This is a genomic window from Pseudomonas palleroniana (assembly GCF_022836895.1).
In the GTDB taxonomy this organism is placed as follows: Bacteria; Pseudomonadota; Gammaproteobacteria; order Pseudomonadales; family Pseudomonadaceae; genus Aquipseudomonas; species Aquipseudomonas palleroniana.
This window is the reverse complement of sequence record NZ_CP092411.1, coordinates 2,197,011-2,213,767: the sequence shown is the minus strand read 5'-3', so window position 1 is coordinate 2,213,767 and position 16,757 is coordinate 2,197,011. Positions and strand designations below refer to the sequence as shown.

Genomic DNA, 16,757 nt, shown 5'->3' with positions numbered 1-16,757 from the left:
CCCTCGCGGTGCTTAAGCGTCCAGCCAGACTTGCTCGGCAAACATGTAGCCCATGAAACCACCGAGCGGATTGGCCACGTAGCCCTTCACACGCTTGTCCACGCCATCGATGTTGCTGATGAACACGGGCACCCCGATACCGCAATGGTCGTGCACCAGTGCCTGCATGTCGTGGTACATCTGGGTGCGCTTGGTGTCATCGGTTTCGGCACGGGCCAGCAACAGCAACTGGTCGAACTGATCGTTCTGCCAGCCCGACTCGTTCCAGGGCGCCTTGGACTGGAAGAACTGCGAGAACATCACGTCGGCGTTCGGCCGTGGGTTGATGTTGCCGAAACTCAACGGGTGCTTCATCCAGTGGTTGGACCAGTAGCCATCGGTGGGCAGGCGGTTGACGTCAAGCTTGAGCCCGGCCTGTTTGGCCGATTGTTGCAACAGCACGGCGATGTCCACCGAACCGGTCGCGGCCGGCGAAGCCACCAGCGGCATGGTGATGCTCTCCATGCCGGCTTTCTTGAGCAGGAACTTGGCCTTTTCCGGGTCGTATACGGTTTGCGGCAGGTCGCTGTTGTAGTAGCGTGCGCCCGGCGAAATCGGGTGGTCGTTGCCGACAACCGCATAGCCGCGGAACACGGCGGACTTGACCTGTTCGCGGTCCAGCAGCAGCTTCATGGCCTGGGTGAATTCCGGGCTTTTGCCGGGCATCTGGTCCTGACGGATGATCAAGTCGGTGTAGTTGCCCGACGGCGCATCGACGACCCGGTGCTTGGGGCTGGCGCTGATGCGCGTGGTCGAACGCGGGTTGACTTCGTTGATCATGTGCACGTCACCCGACAGCAGCGCGTTGATCCGCGATGGCTCATCGGCGATGGCAATGAACTCGATCTCATCGAGGTAAGGCAGGCCCGGCTTCCAGTAGTTCTTGTTACGCACGGCAATCGAACGCACACCGGGCTTGAATTCGCCGACGGTGAACGGCCCGGTGCCGATGCCTTTGTTGAAATCGGTGGTGCCCTCCGGAACGATCAAGAGGTGCGACACCGCGAGGATCGACGGCAGCTCGGCGTTGGGCGCGCTGAGGCGGATCTGCACTTCATTCGGCCCAGTGGCCTTGATCTCGGTGAACTGCTCCACCAGCGCCATGACTTTGGAACCCGTCAACGGGTCCTTATGCCGGCTCAGGGAGAACACCACGTCGGCGGACGTCAGCGGCTTGCCGTTGTGAAAGGTCACGTCCTTGCGCAGCGTGATGGTCCACAGCGTGGCGTCGACATTGTCGATGCGTTCGGCCAGCTCCAGGTGCGGGGTCATGTGGCTATCGAAGCGCGTCAGGCCGTTGTAGAACATGTATTGGCGCGCATAGTCGGTAGACAACGCGCCCTTGGCCGGGTCGAGGGTGTCGGCGGTAGACGTGGACATACCGGCCACGCGGATCTTGCCGCCCGGCTTGCCCTTGCCTTCGGCCGGTGCTTCATCGGCCCACAATTTGCCGGCCGTACCGAACAAGCTGCCCGCACCGGCCGCCGCTACACCGGCGAGGCCGAGCATTTGCAGGGCATTGCGCCGCGACATGCCGCGATTGAGGCTTTCGAATACCCGCAGGCTCTCTTCACCGGAGATGAGCGAGGGCGTGGTCTTGTTGTCTGTCATGGCAAGGCTACCTGTCGAAAATTAAAAGGTTCGAGTGCTCACGGTTATCCGGAGCGTTCTGGAAACACACACGACGGTGAGGCAACAGCGGCAACTCAGTGTAAGTAGTCCTGAAAGCGGTAATAGGCGCCCACGAACGGCAGGAACCAGGGTTTGCCGAAATGCCCGGGGATCGCCGGCCACTCGAGTTCACGCCACGGGTTCGCCGCGGCATTGCCGGCCATCACCTCGGCCATCACCTGGCCCATGTGCACTGACATCTGCACCCCATGGCCGCTATAGCCCATGGAATGAAACACGCCGCCATGTTGCCCGGCACGTGGCAGGCGGTCGGAGGTCATGTCCACCAGGCCGCCCCAGCAGTAATCGATCTTCACCTGCGCCAACTGCGGAAACATGTTCAGCATCGCGGCCTGCAGTACCTTGCCGCTCTTGGCATCCGACACGCTGTTGGACATCGCAAAGCGTGCACGCCCGCCGAACAGCAGACGGTTATCCGGGGTCAGGCGAAAGTAATTGCCGATCATGCGGCTGGTCACATAGGCGCGGTGCTGCGGCAATAGCTGATCGATGAGCGCCTGGGGCAACACTTCGGTAACGATGACAAAACTGCCCACCGGTACGATGCGTCGGCGATACCAGCCAAGCCCACCGTGCTGGCAGGCACCGCTGGCCAGCAACACTTGACCGGCGTGCAGCGAGCCGCGCGCGGTGTTGACTTGATAACCCCCGGCCTGCGCTTTCCAGTCATTGACCAGCGTGTGCTCATGGATCATCGCGCCGCGTCGCGCCGCCGCCTCGGCCAGGCCCACACCAAAACGCCCGATGTGCATTTGCACGCCATTGCGTTGCAGCAAGCCGCCGTGAAACTGCGCCGAATGGACTTCGGCTCGGGTCTGGCCGGCGTCGAGCAACTCGACATCAGCGTCGACTTCACGGCGGATCAACTCGCAGGTGCGCGCCAACCCTTCGTAATGCAGGGGCTTGGCCGCCAGCTTGAGCTTGCCGTTACGCACCATGTCGCAGGCGATCTGCTCCTGGTCCACCAACGACACCACGGTCTGCACCGCGCTTTCATAAGCCTGGTAATAGTCCCGCGCCTTGGCGGCTCCGAGGCTGGCATGCAGCCCGGCATAATCCTGGGCCACCCCGGTATTGCATTGCCCACCGTTGCGCCCCGAGGCTTCGCCGACCACCCGCCCGGCATCCAGCACCACCACACTGGCGCCGCGCATGGCCAACGCCCTGGCCGCCGACAGGCCGGTAAACCCGCCACCGACCACCGCCACGTCGACCTGCCTGGGCAGGTCACCCAACTGCGCGCCGGTGAAGGCGGGTGCGGTGTCGAGCCAATAGGATTCACTGCCCATGTTTAACCTCGTACGCCGATGACGTTGGTGTTTACAGACCGACCAGGCCCGGCAAGCCACCGATATCGGTGATCTGCTGGTAGCCATAGGCGGCATTGCCTGCGGCTTCATGTCCGCGGGCAACAAACGCCTTGTGCTTGATCTTCATGTCGTGGGCCGACATCAGGTCGTAACGGAAGCTGGACGACACATGCAAGATGTCTTCCGGCCCGCAGCCGAGGTTGTCGAACATGAATTCGAACGCTTGCAAGCGTGGCTTGTAGGCTTGGGCCTGCTGGGCGGTGTACACCTTGTGAAACGGCGCACCGAGCTTTTCGACGTTGGACATGATCTGACTGTCCATGGCGTTGGAGAGAATCACCAGGGGAATCTTGTCGGCGATCTTCGACAGGCCGGCCGGCACGTCCGCATGGGGACCCCAAGTCGGCACGGCGTCGTAATACAGCTGACCTTCTTCACGATAGTCGATGCCCCAGCGCTTGCAGGTACGTGCCAGGGCGGTCTTGAGAATTTCGTCGTACGGCCGCCAGTCGCCCATCACCTGATCAAGGCGGTAGGCGGCAAAATCCTTGACGAACTGATCCATCTGCTCAGGCGCGATGCGGTCCGCGAACAGCTCGCGGGTCAGCGGGCCCATCTGGAAGTTGGTCAGCGTACCGTAGCAGTCAAACGTAATGAATTTGGGACGAAGAAAGCTCATGGGGGTGCGGTCCTGGAGTCAGTGGAAGGTGGCAAGCATTCGCGGCTCTGACGGCGCGTCGGCCTCGTTGCAGCACAGCTTCATTACACCACTGTGAAATCAGCAGATGGCGTCAAAAAAGCGCCCGCCTCAATACAAAGCACCGTTTTTGCCGCCGGCGCCAGCAGAGTTTGCGGCGCGCTCCAGGCTTGGGCGAAGCCCGTATTCATGCGCTTTAATGGGCCTTTTTGGGCACGAAGGCTCAAGGCTGGGGGCGATCAGCGGCAGAATGTGTGGTGGACAACCTTTCTATAAAGAAGCGCTGCGTGCACAGCGCTGAACAGGTCCATCAGCCGTGAGGCATTTGCTGCTGAGCACCCCCTCCGATTTGGTAGTAACTATGGTGGCGTTACCCTCCCGCACGGCAAATCTACCGAATGCTGCGCACCCTCTTGCCAGCCCGCAAAGCAGGTGGGATACAGGCGTTTCAACGACCCTCAACCCGTGCTCAACGGAGGCCCGCCATGGCTGCCCTGCCACACCCTGATTACCTCTATCGCTCAATGACGGTCGCCGACCTCCCAGCCGCCCATGACCTGTCGGTGCAACTCAAATGGCCACACCGCCTGGAAGATTGGGCGATGCTGCAACGGGTCAGCGATGGTTTTGTGGTACTCGACGGTGAGCGCCTGATCGGCTCGGCGTTCGCCTGCCCCCAGGGTGATTACACAACGATCGGCCTGGTGATCGTCAGCGACGACTATCAGGGCAAGGGCATCGGCCGACGCTTGATGGAAATGGCCCTGAAGGCCTGCCGAACCAGCACGCCACTGCTCAACGCGACCCTGGCCGGTGCACCGCTTTATGCCAGCCAGGGGTTTGTCGAATTTGGCTATGTGCAGCAGCATCAAGGTCAGGTGCAGGTTCCCGAACTGACCGCTCTGGCCGCAGGCGAAACCTGCCGCACGCTGAATGCCGATGATCATGCCGCCCTGATCGACCTGGCCAGCGCCGGTAGCGGCCTGGACCGCCGCGAGATCCTGCGCGACCTGCAAGTGGAGCACGCGGTAGGCATCGAACGCGACGGCCAGTTGCGCGCGATTGCACTGCTGTACCCCTTTGGTCGCGGGCGCTGCATCGGCCCGGTAGTGGCCGAGACGCTCGAGCAGGCCAAGCACCTGATCGGCACGCTGCTGGCCGAGGTACCGGACGCCTTTGTGCGCATCGATATCCCGGCCGAATGCGGCCTCAACGACTGGCTCGAGCAGGCCGGTTTGAAGTGCGTCGACAAGGTTGCACGCATGGCCAAGGGTGAACCGCCCAAAGCCCGCGCAGGCATACATGCATTTGCCCTGATCACCCAAGCCGTCGGCTGATTTCTCCTGGAGTATTGCCCATGTTTCCCCCCCGTATCCTCATGCTCGCTCGCGCTGACGGCAGCCCTGTCGACACGCCCTTGCGCAACGCGGCCCTGAGCACGCTCGACCCCTTCGGCAACACCCGCCGGCTGGCCTGGCTGAGCGACGACGGCGTGTCTGCCGGCCTGGTCGCGTTCAGCGGCGAAGCGGTGATCGAAGACTTCCCCCACAGCGAAACGCTGGTGGTTCACGCAGGCTCAGTCCTGCTGCACAGCGCCGAGCAGACGTTGGAACTGGGCGTCGGCGACAGCGCGGTCATCGGCCGTGGCACCCGCCTCACCCTGCAGGCGACTCCAGGCACCTGCTGGGCCTTCTGCGCCGTGGACCTCGCCGACGCCCCGCTGCGCCCCGGCCTGACCTGGCTCGACCCGCGTGCCCAGCTCAACCCGTCAGCCGCACCCGACGCACACATCCTGATCGGCCCTGCGCCGCAATGCCGCGCCAACAACCTGTTCGACGACGCCAGCACCGAACTGCGCGTCGGCATCTGGGACTCGACGCCCTATGCCCGCCACGGCCGCCCGCACAAGCTGCACGAATTGATGTACCTGATCGAAGGCAACATGACGCTTCAGGACGCTGAGGGTGTCGATCTGACGGTCAACACCGGAGACACCGTGTTCGTCGCCAAAGGCGCGCCCTGTGCCTGGCGCGGCTCGGTGTATGTGCGCAAGGTTTACGCGGTGAAATGAGTTCGCAACGCCCGTTATCGCTCCAGGGAGCCCGTTGAACATGACTACACACTCTTCGAACCACCCCAGCGTCGATGCCCACGTATTGGCCAGGTTCTACATCAATGGCCAGTGGGTTTCGCCGGCTGTTCCGGCCAGCCTCGGGGTGATCAACCCGGCCACCGAACAGGAGGTGGCGCAGGTGGCGCGCGGCACCGCCGAAGATGTCGATCGCGCCGTTGCAGCGGCGCGTGAGGCGTTTCCCGGTTGGGCGGCTTGCGCCCCTGCGGAGCGCGCCCGCGTACTGGGCAAGATCCATACGCTGATCCTGGAACGCAAGGAAGAGCTGGCCCAGGCACTGTGCCTGGAGATGGGCGCGGCGATAGGTTTCGCACGGGCCATGCAGGTGCCACTGGCGGCCGAACACGTGCGCGTCGCACGTGATCTGTTGGCCGACTATCGCTTCCAGACGCTGGAAGGCAGCACCGCGATCGAGCGCGAACCCATCGGCGTATGCGGGCTCATCACCCCGTGGAACTGGCCGCTTTACCAGATCACCGCCAAGGTTGCCCCGGCGATTGCCGCCGGCTGCACCGTGGTGCTCAAACCCAGTGAGCTGTCGCCGCTGAGCGCGTTGCTGTTCGCCCAGTTGGTGCACGATGCCGGCCTGCCGCCCGGGGTGTTCAACCTGGTCAATGGCAGTGGCCACGAGGTAGGTGCTGCCATGGCGGCGCACGCTGACATCGATATGATTTCCATCACCGGCTCCAACCGCGCCGGCGCGCTGGTGGCGCAAGCGGCCGCGCCGACGGTGAAACGCGTGACCCAGGAGCTGGGCGGCAAATCGCCGAATGTGCTGCTGCCCGATGCAGACTTTGCCAAGGCCGTGCCGCTGGGCGTGATGTCGGCATTTCGCAACGTGGGGCAATCCTGCAGCGCACCGACGCGGATGATCGTGCCCCGGAGCAGGCTGGCGGAAGTCGAAGCGCTGGCAGCGGCCACCGCCAATGGCATCGTCGTCGGTGACCCGCAATCGGAGGACACCGTACTCGGCCCGATTGCCAACCAGGCACAGTTCGAGCGTGTCCAGAGCATGATCGAAGCCGGCATCGCCGAAGGCGCGAAACGGGTCTGCGGTGGCCCCGGGCGCGTACCGGGCTTTGACAAAGGCTTCTATGCCCGCCCGACCGTGTTTTCCGATGTCTCGAGCAGCATGCGCATCGCCCAGGAAGAAATTTTCGGCCCGGTGCTCTGCATCATCGCGTATGACAGCCTCGATGAAGCCGTCGCCATCGCCAATGACACGGTGTACGGGCTGGGCGCGCATGTGCAGGGGCAGGATATCCAGCTTGCGCGTGCCGTGGCGTCGCGCATTCGCGCCGGGCAGGTGCACCTGAACCATCCGGCCTGGGACCCGATGGCGCCCTTTGGTGGTTATAAGCGTTCGGGCAATGGCCGCGAGTATGGCGTGCAGGGTTTTGAAGAGTACCTGGAGACCAAGGCCATTGTCGGATTCGGTGCCTGATATCCACTGTAAACAAGAGGGGGCTTGCTCCCGATAGCAGAGGGTCAACTGACCCACCGCTATCGGGAGCAAGCCCCCCTTTTCAGATATTCACTTCAGATATCCACGATTTCAGAAATCCGCGACTTTGCCCCACGCCGATGATTTGAACCGGTCCGGATGATAAGGCGTCGGGTCCACGATAGGCTGCGCGCCACTGACAATGTCCGCGATCAGATGCCCCGCCCCCGGCCCGATACCAAACCCATGCCCACTGAACCCTGCCGCCAATATCAGCCCGGGCAGGTTGGCCATTTCACCGATGCCGGGGACGCCGTCGGGCGTGCTGTCCACATACCCCGCCCAGGCGGCAGTCACCGTTGAGTCTTTAAGCGCCGGTATCAGTTGCGTCCCGCGCTGGTAGGTCAGTTTGACCGCCGAGGCGTCCGGAGTCGGATCCAGAATCCGCATCTTCTCCATCGGCGTCGGCGCGTCCAGGCGCCAGCGCTTCCAGCCTTCATGACCCGCCCTCACCCCCTCGAACCCACCCACGGCGAGGTTGCGCCAGCGGCGTTGAAACATCGGCAGGAACTGCGGTGCAAAGCTGAGCAACTGCGGAGTGGGGTCGACACGCCCGCGCCCACTGATCGCCAAGGTGTAGCTGCCATCGAAACGGCGTGTCATCGAGGCATAGGTAGTGTGCAGCGCACTCGGCAGCTCCAGGCTTGGAGGCGACACGCGAAGCACGGTCTGGCGAATGGTCGCCTGGGGAAAACGAATGCCGTATTGGCGGCAGAACGAGGAAGCCCAGGCGCCTGCGGCGAGCACGGCAAGCCGGGTGCGGATAGTGCCTTTTTCGGTGACCACCGCAGACAGTCGACCACCTTCGGTTTCCACGCCCCGTACAGCGCAGTCCTGATGCACCGTGCTGCCGAGCGCCATGATCGCGCGGGCGACCGCCGGGGCGGCGCGGGAGGGATCGGCGATGCCGTCGGTGGGTGAGTAGACCCCACCTTTCCACGGTTTGCCGGTCACCCGCCCGCGGTCAGCGGCTTGCTGTGCCGTCAGCATATAAGTCTCGACGTTGACCGAGCGGGCGAACTCGCCCCAACGTGCCCAAGTATCGAGCTCCTTTTCGTCGTTGCTCAGGTAAAGCAGGCCACAACGGGTAAAGCCGGTTTGCTCGCCGGTCTCGGCGGCGAACTGCTCCCACAGATCCAGGCTCTTGGTAGACATCGGCAGCTCGCGCGCATCGCGATTTTGCTGACGGCACCAGCCCCAGTTACGGCTCGATTGCTCGGCGCCTATGCGGCCCTTTTCAACCAAGGCAACCTTCATGCCGCGCTTGGCCAGGTAATAAGCAGTAAAGGAACCGATGATTCCACCGCCAATCACCACGACATCAGCATCCGTCGGCAAGTCGGGAGAAGTTTCTACAGCAATCAAGGGAGCTGGCATAAGTGGGTATCCGTCAAGGGTCAGTCATGGCATCGCGGCAGCATGGATTTATTACACCACCATGAAGCCATGCATAAACGGTTAAAAAGCCCCGCCGAGTGGTACAAACCACTGTTTATCAAGCCCACCCCGGCAGACTTTACCGCCCCGGCAAACATCGGTTTTCTGCCCGGCGGCAGACGGTGATAGCACGCAAATGGGGCAGTCAGGCCTATTAACTGGTAGAGTGCGCACCGATATTTATTAAGAGGAATGTTTTCATGGCCACTAACCGCTCCCAGCGTCTGCGCAAAAAACTGTGTGTGGACGAGTTCCAGGAATTGGGGTTCGAGCTGAATCTGGAATTCAAGGAAAATCTGGCTGACGATAAAATCGATGCATTTCTCGACGCGTTCCTGAAAGAAGCCATGGAAGCCAACGGCCTGGGCTACGTCGGCGGTGACGACTACGGTCTGGTCTGCCTGCAGAAGCGTGGCTCGGTCAGCGAAGAGCAGCGCGCCAAGGTTGAAGCCTGGCTCAAGTCCCGCGATGAACTGACCAAAGCCGAAGTCAGCCCATTGCTGGACGTGTGGTACCCGGAAAAGCCGATCAACCCTGTTGCTTGATCGCCATCAGGGCCATCCTTCGTGATGGCCCTGTTTGTTTAAGCCTCACCCCTCGCTACAAGCCGCACGCCGCAGGGCTGCCCTTCCAAAGCCTTCAATCCTTGATATCCAAAGCGCTCACCAGCCGAATTCGCCGGCAGAGCGGTCCCGTGCCTGAAAAAAACGCCAATTACCCGCTATCGTTCAGCTACAACGGCATGCACCTTGGGGCATAATGCCGACACTTTCATGACCATTGAGGGATTTTTCTTATTTACCCCTCACCTTTTCACCCTCCTCAGCAGCAGGGTTTTATTCCTTATGATCAAATCTTTACGTTCAGTGCTCATTGCCGGTCTTTTCCTCCCACTGGCCTTTTCCGTCTCCGCTGCCCCCGTCAATAACACCCTGCCCCCGAATGTTCAGCAGGCCCTCCAGAAAGCCAAAATCCAGAACACCTCGCTGTCTCTGGTGATGTTGCCGTTGAACGGTCCAGGCACGCCGACCATTTTCAACGCTGACGTCTCGGTGAACCCGGCCTCGACCATGAAGCTGATCACCACCTATGCGGCCCTGGAAATGCTCGGCCCCAACCATCAGTGGAAGACCGAGTTCTACACCGACGGCACCCTCAGCGGTGGCGTGTTGCGCGGCAACCTGTACCTCAAGGGGGGTGGCGACCCCAAGCTGAACATGGAAAAACTCTGGCTGCTGATGCGCGATCTGCGTGCCAACGGCGTACAGCAAGTGACCGGCGACCTGGTGCTGGACCGCAGTTTCTTCAACCAGCCACAACTGCCGGAATTCAATGACGACGGCAACGACGAAAACAAACCGTTCCTGGTCAAGCCCGATGCCTTGCTGGTCAACCTCAAGGCCCTGCGCTTTGTCACCCGCAACGACTCAGGCCGGGTGATCGTGTCGGTCGAACCACCGATCGCGAGCATCCGCATCGACAATCAGGTCAAGGCGAACAATGCCAAGCAATGCACCGGCGACGTACGCTACAACCCCACGACTGCGGCCGATGGCAGCGTGACCGTTACGGTCAGTGGCCAGTTGGGTGATGGCTGCAGTTCGCAGACTTACCTGTCGCTGTTGGACCACGCCACCTACACCGCCGGCGCCGTACGTGCGATCTGGCAGGAGTTGGGCGGTACGATCCAGGGCCGCGATATCCAGGCACCGGTGCCCAAGGATGCGAAGGTGCTGGCCCGTGCGTTCTCGCCGGACCTGGCGGAAATCATCCGCGACATCAACAAATACAGTAACAACACCATGGCCCAGCAGTTGTTCCTGAGCCTGGGTGCACAGTTTCGCAACGATGCCGATGGCGACGATGCCAAGGCGGCGCAACGCGTAGTACGCCAATGGCTGGCGAAGAAAGGCATCACCGCCCCTCACCTGGTAATGGAAAACGGCTCCGGCCTGTCCCGTGCCGAACGGGTCAGCGCTCGCGAAATGGCGGCCATGCTGCAAGCCGCCTGGAAAAGCCCTTACGCGGCCGAATACATCAGCTCACTGCCGATTGCCGGTACTGACGGCACCATGCGCAAACGCCTGAAGACCACGGCCCTGCGCGGCGAAGCCCATGTCAAAACCGGCACCTTGAACACCGTGCGCGCTATCGCCGGGTTCAGCCGGGACAACAATGGCAATACCTGGGTCGTGGTGGCCATTCTCAACGATTCGAAGCCGTGGGGCGCCTCGTCGGTGCTGGATCAGGTATTGCTGGACCTGTATCGCCAGCCGAAACTGAGCGCTGCAGCGCCGGTGCTCTAACCCGGCAGGAGCGACTCGCGAATTCGGGCGGTCAGTCACCCCAGATTTTGGCTGACTCACCGGATTCGCGAGCCAATCGACTCGGCGCACCGCCCCTGCCACACATTTCCACCCGGTCCCTGCCCGCCTGCTTGGCCACATACACCGCCGAGTCCGCGCGCAGCAACAACCCATCAACCCCTTCGTCGACCCGCCAGTTGGCCACACCAAAGCTGGCGGTCACGATGCCCACCGTCTCCATCGGCACACAGCGCAGCGACTCCCACAGAGCCATCGCAAGGCTGTAGGCCTGGTCGCCATCGGTATTGGGGCACAACACCACGAACTCTTCGCCACCCAGGCGGCAGAACACATCGCTGCGACGCAGACGCTGAAGAATGCGTTTGCACAGCTCCTGCAGAACCCCGTCGCCCACACCATGCCCGTACTGATCGTTGATCCGCTTGAAATGGTCGATATCGAACATGATCAATGACAATGCGCCGCTGGTCCGGTTCAGCCGGATCATCTCCGCCTTGACGCGATCCTGGAAATAGCGCCGGTTATGGATACCCGTCAGGGCGTCGGTAATCGACAGCGTGCGCAGCTCTTCCTCGACCCGCTTCAGATCGGAAATATCCGACACATAGCCATGCCACAACGTGCCGCCTCCCGGTAACTCTTCCGGCGTGGCCTCGCCGCGAATCCAGCGCAGGCCCCGGTGCGGCAGTTGCACCCGATACTCTTCGCGCCAATGGCTCAACTGCAATGCCGACAGACGAATCGAGTTGCGCACCCGCTCCACGTCCAACGGATGGATACGCTCGAGAACGCTGCTCGCATCCTGCTGCAACACGGCGGGTTCGATTTCATAGATATCGCGCATGCCGTCACTGGCATAGATGAAGCGCCAGCGGTCCTGAGGCTCCACGATGAACTGGAAGATTCCACCGGGCACATGGGCGCTGAGTTTTTTCAGCAAACGGTCGCGTGCCGCCAGGGCCTCGTAGGCACGTTTTTGCTCAGTGACATCGCGGTAAATCGCCAGGTGCCCGATCCACAGACCGTGCTCATCGAGCAACACCGTCGGCAGCATATTGGCCGTCAAGTGACTGCCGTCCTCGCGCCTCAAGGTCCACTCACGGGCTTCATGCTGGCTGTCCGGGCTTTCCACCAGCATCGCCTGGCAGGGCGCGATACGTTTGCCCAACGCCGCGCTCAAGTACCCGGCCCGGGCTTCCAGTTCCGAAGGCAGGTGCAGGCTGTCCAGGCTCAGTTGCCCCAACACCTGTTCGGCCTTGAACCCCAGCATTTGCTCGGCACCAGCATTGAAGGTGTTGATCACGCCACGCAAGTCGGTGGCGATGATCGCAACCTGGGTCGCCGCATTCAGCACACTGCGCAATTGGCCATGCGCGCCGCGCAATTCTTGCTCGCGCAGGCGCAACTGCACGGTGCGCTGCTCCACCAGTTTCAAGGCGCGCTGGCGTTGGCTGACCAGTACGTAAAGCAAGGCACTGAGCAAGAGACTGAGCAGCACGCCCATGGTCAGGATCATGTTCATCGAAGAGTGGTTGGCCTGGTCGAATACCTTACTGGCACGCAGGCTCAGGATGTAGACATGGTCGCCCAGGGTGATCCGGCGGGCAGCGGCCAGGCCGCTGTCGCCCACCGAATTACTGGAGGCATACAGCACACGTTCCTGATCATCTGAGGTGTCGACGATCTGCATCACCAGGTTGTCGCGTGTCGACTTGGGCAAACCTTCGGCCACCAGCTGACGCATGCTGATCACCGCCATCACAAACCCGTAGGGCTCGGCGTCCGGGGTTTTGCTCACCGGCGACACCAACAACACGCCGGCTGCGTAGGCGGGCTCCACCCCCACCAGTTGCATCGGCTGGGACACTGCCGGCTTGCGACTTTTTTGCGCACGCTCAAGGACCGAACGGCGCAGGGGCTGGGCCAGCAGGTCAAACCCCAGGGGTGAGCCCAGCAGGCTCTGGGTCTGGCTGTACAGCACCGGGACGTACTCATCGCGCTCGGGTGCCGCAGCCAAATTGCCCGCCGCATTGAGTTCACGGATCACAAAAGGGCTGCCGCGCTGTCGGGAGATCTCTTGCTCAAACGGAGCGCGTTGCTCGCGAAATACCCGGGGCGCCCACGCATAGGCGCGGGTATGCAACAGCAAGGGCTGGGCGAAGCCGTCGAACTCTTCGCGAGAGACATCAGCGGAGTTGATGAAGAAACGCCGCAGGCTGCCCAGGCGTTGCTCCTGGTCCTCGAAACGTTCCTGAATGCGTGTAGAACGCTCATTGACCAGCAACTGGAAACGTTGGCGCACCTGTTGCTGATAAAGGTCGGCAGCCGCCCACGCGACAACCGCCGTCAGCGCGCAGCCTGCCAGTAATACCACCAATGCCACCAGCCAAGCCGACGCCTGCTCACTGATAAAGCCTAGGATTTTCGGGCGGGCAGCGGGTAAAGGCATAGGCAACACTCACAACGCCAGCGTGCGGGGGTGTCACTTTGGCTAGGGATTAAGTTATAGCCATCGGTCCGGAATTTGACCAGCGTAAAAAAGCCGCAAACCTGGAAAATTCAGGTTTGCGGCTTTCAGGTGCACTGCGCTGCGGCAATCAGCGCGCGGTGATTTTCCAGGCCCGGTGGATCTTCGCGTTACGTGCGAAATCCGGGTCGATGGTCTTGTCGCTGATTTCCTCGACCGCATAGCGTTCGCTGAGGTTGTCCTCCAACTGGAACTTGCGGAAGTTGTTGGAGAAGTACAGCACGCCTCCCGGTGCCAGGCGGGCCATGGCCAGGTCAAGCAACTGCACGTGGTCACGCTGCACGTCGAAGATGCCTTCCATGCGCTTGGAGTTGGAAAAGGTCGGCGGGTCGATGAAGATCAGGTCGAACTCATCGCGGCTGGCCTCCAGCCAGGCCATCACATCACCCTGCTCCAGGCGGTTCTTGTCGGAGAAGCCATTTAGGGAGAAATTGCGACGCGCCCAGTCCAGGTAGGTCTTGGACAGGTCGACGCTGGTGGTACTGCGCGCGCCGCCCTTGGCCGCGTGCACACTGGCGGTGGCGGTATAGCAATACAGGTTGAGGAAGCGCTTGCCGGCGGCCTCTTTCTGGATGCGCAAGCGCATCGGACGGTGGTCGAGGAACAGACCGGTGTCCAGGTAATCCGTGAGGTTGACCAGCAACTTCACGCCGCCTTCGCTGACTTCGGTGAACTTGCCCTGGGCGCTCTGACGCTCGTACTGCTTGGTGCCGCTCTGACGCTCGCGACGCTTGACCACGACGCGGCTCTTGTCGACGTTCAGCGCCTGGGGAATGGCCGCCAGCGCATCGAACATGCGCGCGGAGGCTTTTTCCGGGTCGATGGATTTCGGCGCGGCGTATTCCTGCACGTGCACCCAGTCGTGGTACAGGTCGATGGCCATGGAGTATTCCGGCATATCGGCGTCGTACACGCGGTAGCAATCCACGCCTTCGCGCTTGGCCCACTTGCCCAGCAGCTTGAGGTTTTTCTGCAGGCGGTTGGCGAACATCTGCCCGCCTTCACTCAAGCGTGCCTGCTCGACCACAGGAGCCGGGGCCGGCTTGATCGGGTTACCGTTCTTGTTGTACTGGCGCTCTTGCGGCTCGGCCGGGGCTTGATCGTAGGCGGCTTGCTCACGTTCGGCCTGACGCTGCTCGGGCGTGCGGCGCTCGCCCGTGACGAATTGGTCCGGGTTGACCTTGATCAGCAGCAATTTGCACGGCAAGGCACCGTTCCAGAACGAATACTGCTTGTGGCTGCGGATCCCCATGCGCTTGCCCAGGTCCGGCGCGCCGGTAAACACCGCCGCTTCCCAGCCCATACAGGCCTGGCGCAGGCGCTCGCCTAGGTTCTGGTAGAGGTACAACAGGCTGGCTTCATCACCCAGACGCTCACCGTAGGGTGGGTTGCAGATCACCAGGCCTTTCTGGTTCTGGTCCGGGCGCGGCTCGAAGGTGCCGACTTCGCCCTGGTACACCTTGATCCAATGGCTAAGGCCTGCGCGTTCGATGTTATTGCGTGCCGGCTGGATAAGACGAGGATCAGCCTCGTAGCCCCGAATCCACAGCGGGGTTTTGTTCATGCCGACGGCGGCACGTTCAGCGGCCTCGGCATGCAGTTTCTTCCACAATGCCGGGACGTGACCCAGCCAGGTGGTGAAGCCCCACAGTTCACGATTGAGGTTGGGCGCCATGTCGGCAGCGATCATCGCGCCTTCCACCAGGAAGGTGCCCACACCGCACATCGGGTCGGTCAGCGCGCCGCCCTCGGCGGCAATGCGCGGCCAGCCGGCACGGATCAGGATCGCGGCCGCCAGGTTTTCCTTCAACGGTGCGGCGCCCTGCTGCAGGCGGTAACCGCGCTGGTGCAGGCTGTGGCCGGACAGGTCGAGGGACAGGATCGCCTCGCCACGGTCCAGGCGCAGGTGAATACGCAGGTCCGGGTTGATCTTGTCGATGGACGGGCGTTCGCCGGTCGGGGTGCGCAGTTTGTCGACGATCGCATCCTTGACCTTCAGCGCGCCGAAGTGGGTGTTGTCGATACCGGAACCATGGCCACTGAATTCCACCGCCAGGGTGCCATCCGGGACCATGTGGTCAGCCCATTCGATATCCAGCACGCCATGGTAGAGGTCTTCGGCGTCCTTCATCGGGAAGCGCTTGAGTACCAGCAACACACGGTTGGCCAGGCGCGACCAGAGGCACAGGCGGTAGGCGGTTTCCATATCGGCCATGCCGCGCACGGCCGAGGTGTGCTCACGGGCGTCCTCAAGGCCAAGCCCGACGGCTTCCTCGATCAGCAGGCCTTCAAGGCCCTTGGGGCAGGTGAGGAAGAGTTCAAAACGGTCCGACATGGGCATTCCAGGCTTTTCAGCAATCAGTGAACGGGCGACGCATCGCCGGCTCGGTTTTCAATCAAGCACTTTTCTCGAAGAGTGCTCGCGTGGCACGAATGTGCCGTTCCACCCCGGCTGCCGGGCTTTTGGGCCTTGAATTGACGGGGCAGATAAACAATTGGCTGTAACAGAAAGTAATATTCCGACCCTTCGTCGAATAATAACCGACTGCAACGGGCGGACATTCTCACTAAAGGATTAAACCTATCCGCTTCGCAAGGCACATCATAGCTGGCTTTGCCCGATAAATGGGGCGAAAAGCCATCCCAGCTTATGGCTATAGCATCGTTATCGTTACGTGCTTATGACAAAACGATCATTGAATCCATGTGACCTATTGGTTAGAACTCAACACAGGTTGGCGCCGTAACGACGCCGACACATTGGCTCGCCACGCCGGCAGCGAGCCCACCAACGGCAGAAAAACTCTGCCCGGCCTCGGATGAGGCTGAAGGATATCAAGACAGTCAACAAGTGAGGGAAACACCCTATGAGAAGACTTAAGCGTGATCCGTTGGAAAGAGCATTTTTACGCGGATATCAATATGGCGTTCATGGAAAATCCCGTGAGCTTTGCCCTTTTACTCTACCGTCGGTACGCCAAGCCTGGATCAACGGCTGGCGAGAAGGACGCGGCGACAACTGGGACGGTATGACTGGCACTGCGGGCATCCACAGACTCAACGAACTTCACGCCGTCGGCTAATCAGGGCACT

General features: G+C 61.6%; 12 protein-coding genes. 6 read left to right on the top strand and 6 right to left on the bottom strand.

Annotated elements, in window-relative coordinates; genetic code table 11:
* Positions 1 to 12: 12 nt before the first annotated feature.
* From MJP36_RS10170 to MJP36_RS10160, 3 genes are all read right to left on the bottom strand, one after another.
* Positions 13 to 1,650, bottom strand: a complete 1,638-nt coding sequence (locus tag MJP36_RS10170) for an ABC transporter substrate-binding protein (RefSeq protein ID WP_244385294.1) — start codon at positions 1,648 to 1,650, stop codon at positions 13 to 15.
* Positions 1,651 to 1,745: 95 nt separating this feature from the next.
* Complete coding sequence (locus MJP36_RS10165) at positions 1,746 to 3,020, bottom strand: NAD(P)/FAD-dependent oxidoreductase (RefSeq protein WP_090369318.1); 1,275 nt, start codon at positions 3,018 to 3,020, stop codon at positions 1,746 to 1,748.
* Between the two features lie 31 nt (positions 3,021 to 3,051).
* Positions 3,052 to 3,720: a haloacid dehalogenase type II gene (locus MJP36_RS10160; protein ID WP_060756194.1), complete on the bottom strand. Its 669-nt coding sequence runs from the start codon at positions 3,718 to 3,720 to the stop codon at positions 3,052 to 3,054.
* A gap of 503 nt (positions 3,721 to 4,223) precedes the next feature.
* Between MJP36_RS10160 and MJP36_RS10155 the strand changes: the two genes are divergently transcribed.
* The 3 genes from MJP36_RS10155 to MJP36_RS10145 are packed head-to-tail and all read left to right on the top strand — an operon-like array spanning position 4,224 to position 7,313.
* A complete protein-coding gene (locus tag MJP36_RS10155) occupies positions 4,224 to 5,075 on the top strand; it encodes a GNAT family N-acetyltransferase (RefSeq protein WP_090369316.1) in 852 nt (283 codons plus the stop codon).
* Between the two features lie 20 nt (positions 5,076 to 5,095).
* On the top strand, positions 5,096 to 5,809 hold the full coding sequence (locus MJP36_RS10150; protein ID WP_161549052.1) for a cupin domain-containing protein: 714 nt from the start codon (positions 5,096 to 5,098) through the stop codon (positions 5,807 to 5,809).
* A 40-nt stretch (positions 5,810 to 5,849) separates the two neighbouring features.
* Positions 5,850 to 7,313, top strand: coding sequence for an aldehyde dehydrogenase family protein (locus MJP36_RS10145; RefSeq protein ID WP_244385293.1), 1,464 nt, complete (start codon positions 5,850 to 5,852; stop codon positions 7,311 to 7,313).
* Positions 7,314 to 7,424: 111 nt separating this feature from the next.
* Here MJP36_RS10145 and MJP36_RS10140 read toward each other — a convergent pair whose 3' ends face one another.
* Positions 7,425 to 8,750: an NAD(P)/FAD-dependent oxidoreductase gene (locus tag MJP36_RS10140; RefSeq protein WP_161549604.1), complete on the bottom strand. Its 1,326-nt coding sequence runs from the start codon at positions 8,748 to 8,750 to the stop codon at positions 7,425 to 7,427.
* 260 nt (positions 8,751 to 9,010) lie between these two features.
* Here MJP36_RS10140 and MJP36_RS10135 point away from each other — a divergent pair, with 260 nt between their 5' ends.
* Together MJP36_RS10135 and dacB are read left to right on the top strand one after the other, a co-directional pair.
* Positions 9,011 to 9,355 (top strand): YggL family protein, encoded by a 345-nt coding sequence (locus MJP36_RS10135; RefSeq protein ID WP_060756208.1) that lies wholly within the window; start codon positions 9,011 to 9,013, stop codon positions 9,353 to 9,355.
* Between the two features lie 300 nt (positions 9,356 to 9,655).
* The gene (gene dacB / locus MJP36_RS10130) at positions 9,656 to 11,116 is read left to right on the top strand and encodes a D-alanyl-D-alanine carboxypeptidase/D-alanyl-D-alanine endopeptidase (protein WP_244385292.1); all 1,461 of its coding nucleotides are present in this window, start codon (positions 9,656 to 9,658) and stop codon (positions 11,114 to 11,116) included.
* A gap of 31 nt (positions 11,117 to 11,147) precedes the next feature.
* On the opposite strand, the gene MJP36_RS10125 is transcribed toward dacB, so the two are convergent.
* Positions 11,148 to 13,586, bottom strand: coding sequence for a sensor domain-containing diguanylate cyclase (locus tag MJP36_RS10125; protein WP_244385291.1), 2,439 nt, complete (start codon positions 13,584 to 13,586; stop codon positions 11,148 to 11,150).
* A 148-nt stretch (positions 13,587 to 13,734) separates the two neighbouring features.
* Positions 13,735 to 15,999 (bottom strand): bifunctional 23S rRNA (guanine(2069)-N(7))-methyltransferase RlmK/23S rRNA (guanine(2445)-N(2))-methyltransferase RlmL, encoded by a 2,265-nt coding sequence (gene rlmKL, locus MJP36_RS10120; RefSeq protein WP_060756210.1) that lies wholly within the window; start codon positions 15,997 to 15,999, stop codon positions 13,735 to 13,737.
* A 532-nt stretch (positions 16,000 to 16,531) separates the two neighbouring features.
* On the opposite strand from rlmKL, the gene rmf reads away from it, so the two are divergent.
* The gene (rmf, locus tag MJP36_RS10115; protein WP_002553055.1) at positions 16,532 to 16,747 is read left to right on the top strand and encodes a ribosome modulation factor; all 216 of its coding nucleotides are present in this window, start codon (positions 16,532 to 16,534) and stop codon (positions 16,745 to 16,747) included.
* The last annotated feature ends 10 nt before the right edge of the window (positions 16,748 to 16,757 follow it).

Coding starts and splice junctions, on each gene's coding strand:
- MJP36_RS10170 (WP_244385294.1), bottom strand. CDS start 1,650: ATGACAGACAACAAGACCACGCCCTCGCTCATCTCCGGTGAAGAGAGC.
- MJP36_RS10165 (WP_090369318.1), bottom strand. CDS start 3,020: ATGGGCAGTGAATCCTATTGGCTCGACACCGCACCCGCCTTCACCGGC.
- MJP36_RS10160 (WP_060756194.1), bottom strand. CDS start 3,720: ATGAGCTTTCTTCGTCCCAAATTCATTACGTTTGACTGCTACGGTACG.
- MJP36_RS10155 (WP_090369316.1), top strand. CDS start 4,224: ATGGCTGCCCTGCCACACCCTGATTACCTCTATCGCTCAATGACGGTC.
- MJP36_RS10150 (WP_161549052.1), top strand. CDS start 5,096: ATGTTTCCCCCCCGTATCCTCATGCTCGCTCGCGCTGACGGCAGCCCT.
- MJP36_RS10145 (WP_244385293.1), top strand. CDS start 5,850: ATGACTACACACTCTTCGAACCACCCCAGCGTCGATGCCCACGTATTG.
- MJP36_RS10140 (WP_161549604.1), bottom strand. CDS start 8,750: ATGCCAGCTCCCTTGATTGCTGTAGAAACTTCTCCCGACTTGCCGACG.
- MJP36_RS10135 (WP_060756208.1), top strand. CDS start 9,011: ATGGCCACTAACCGCTCCCAGCGTCTGCGCAAAAAACTGTGTGTGGAC.
- dacB (WP_244385292.1), top strand. CDS start 9,656: ATGATCAAATCTTTACGTTCAGTGCTCATTGCCGGTCTTTTCCTCCCA.
- MJP36_RS10125 (WP_244385291.1), bottom strand. CDS start 13,586: ATGCCTTTACCCGCTGCCCGCCCGAAAATCCTAGGCTTTATCAGTGAG.
- rlmKL (WP_060756210.1), bottom strand. CDS start 15,999: ATGTCGGACCGTTTTGAACTCTTCCTCACCTGCCCCAAGGGCCTTGAA.
- rmf (WP_002553055.1), top strand. CDS start 16,532: ATGAGAAGACTTAAGCGTGATCCGTTGGAAAGAGCATTTTTACGCGGA.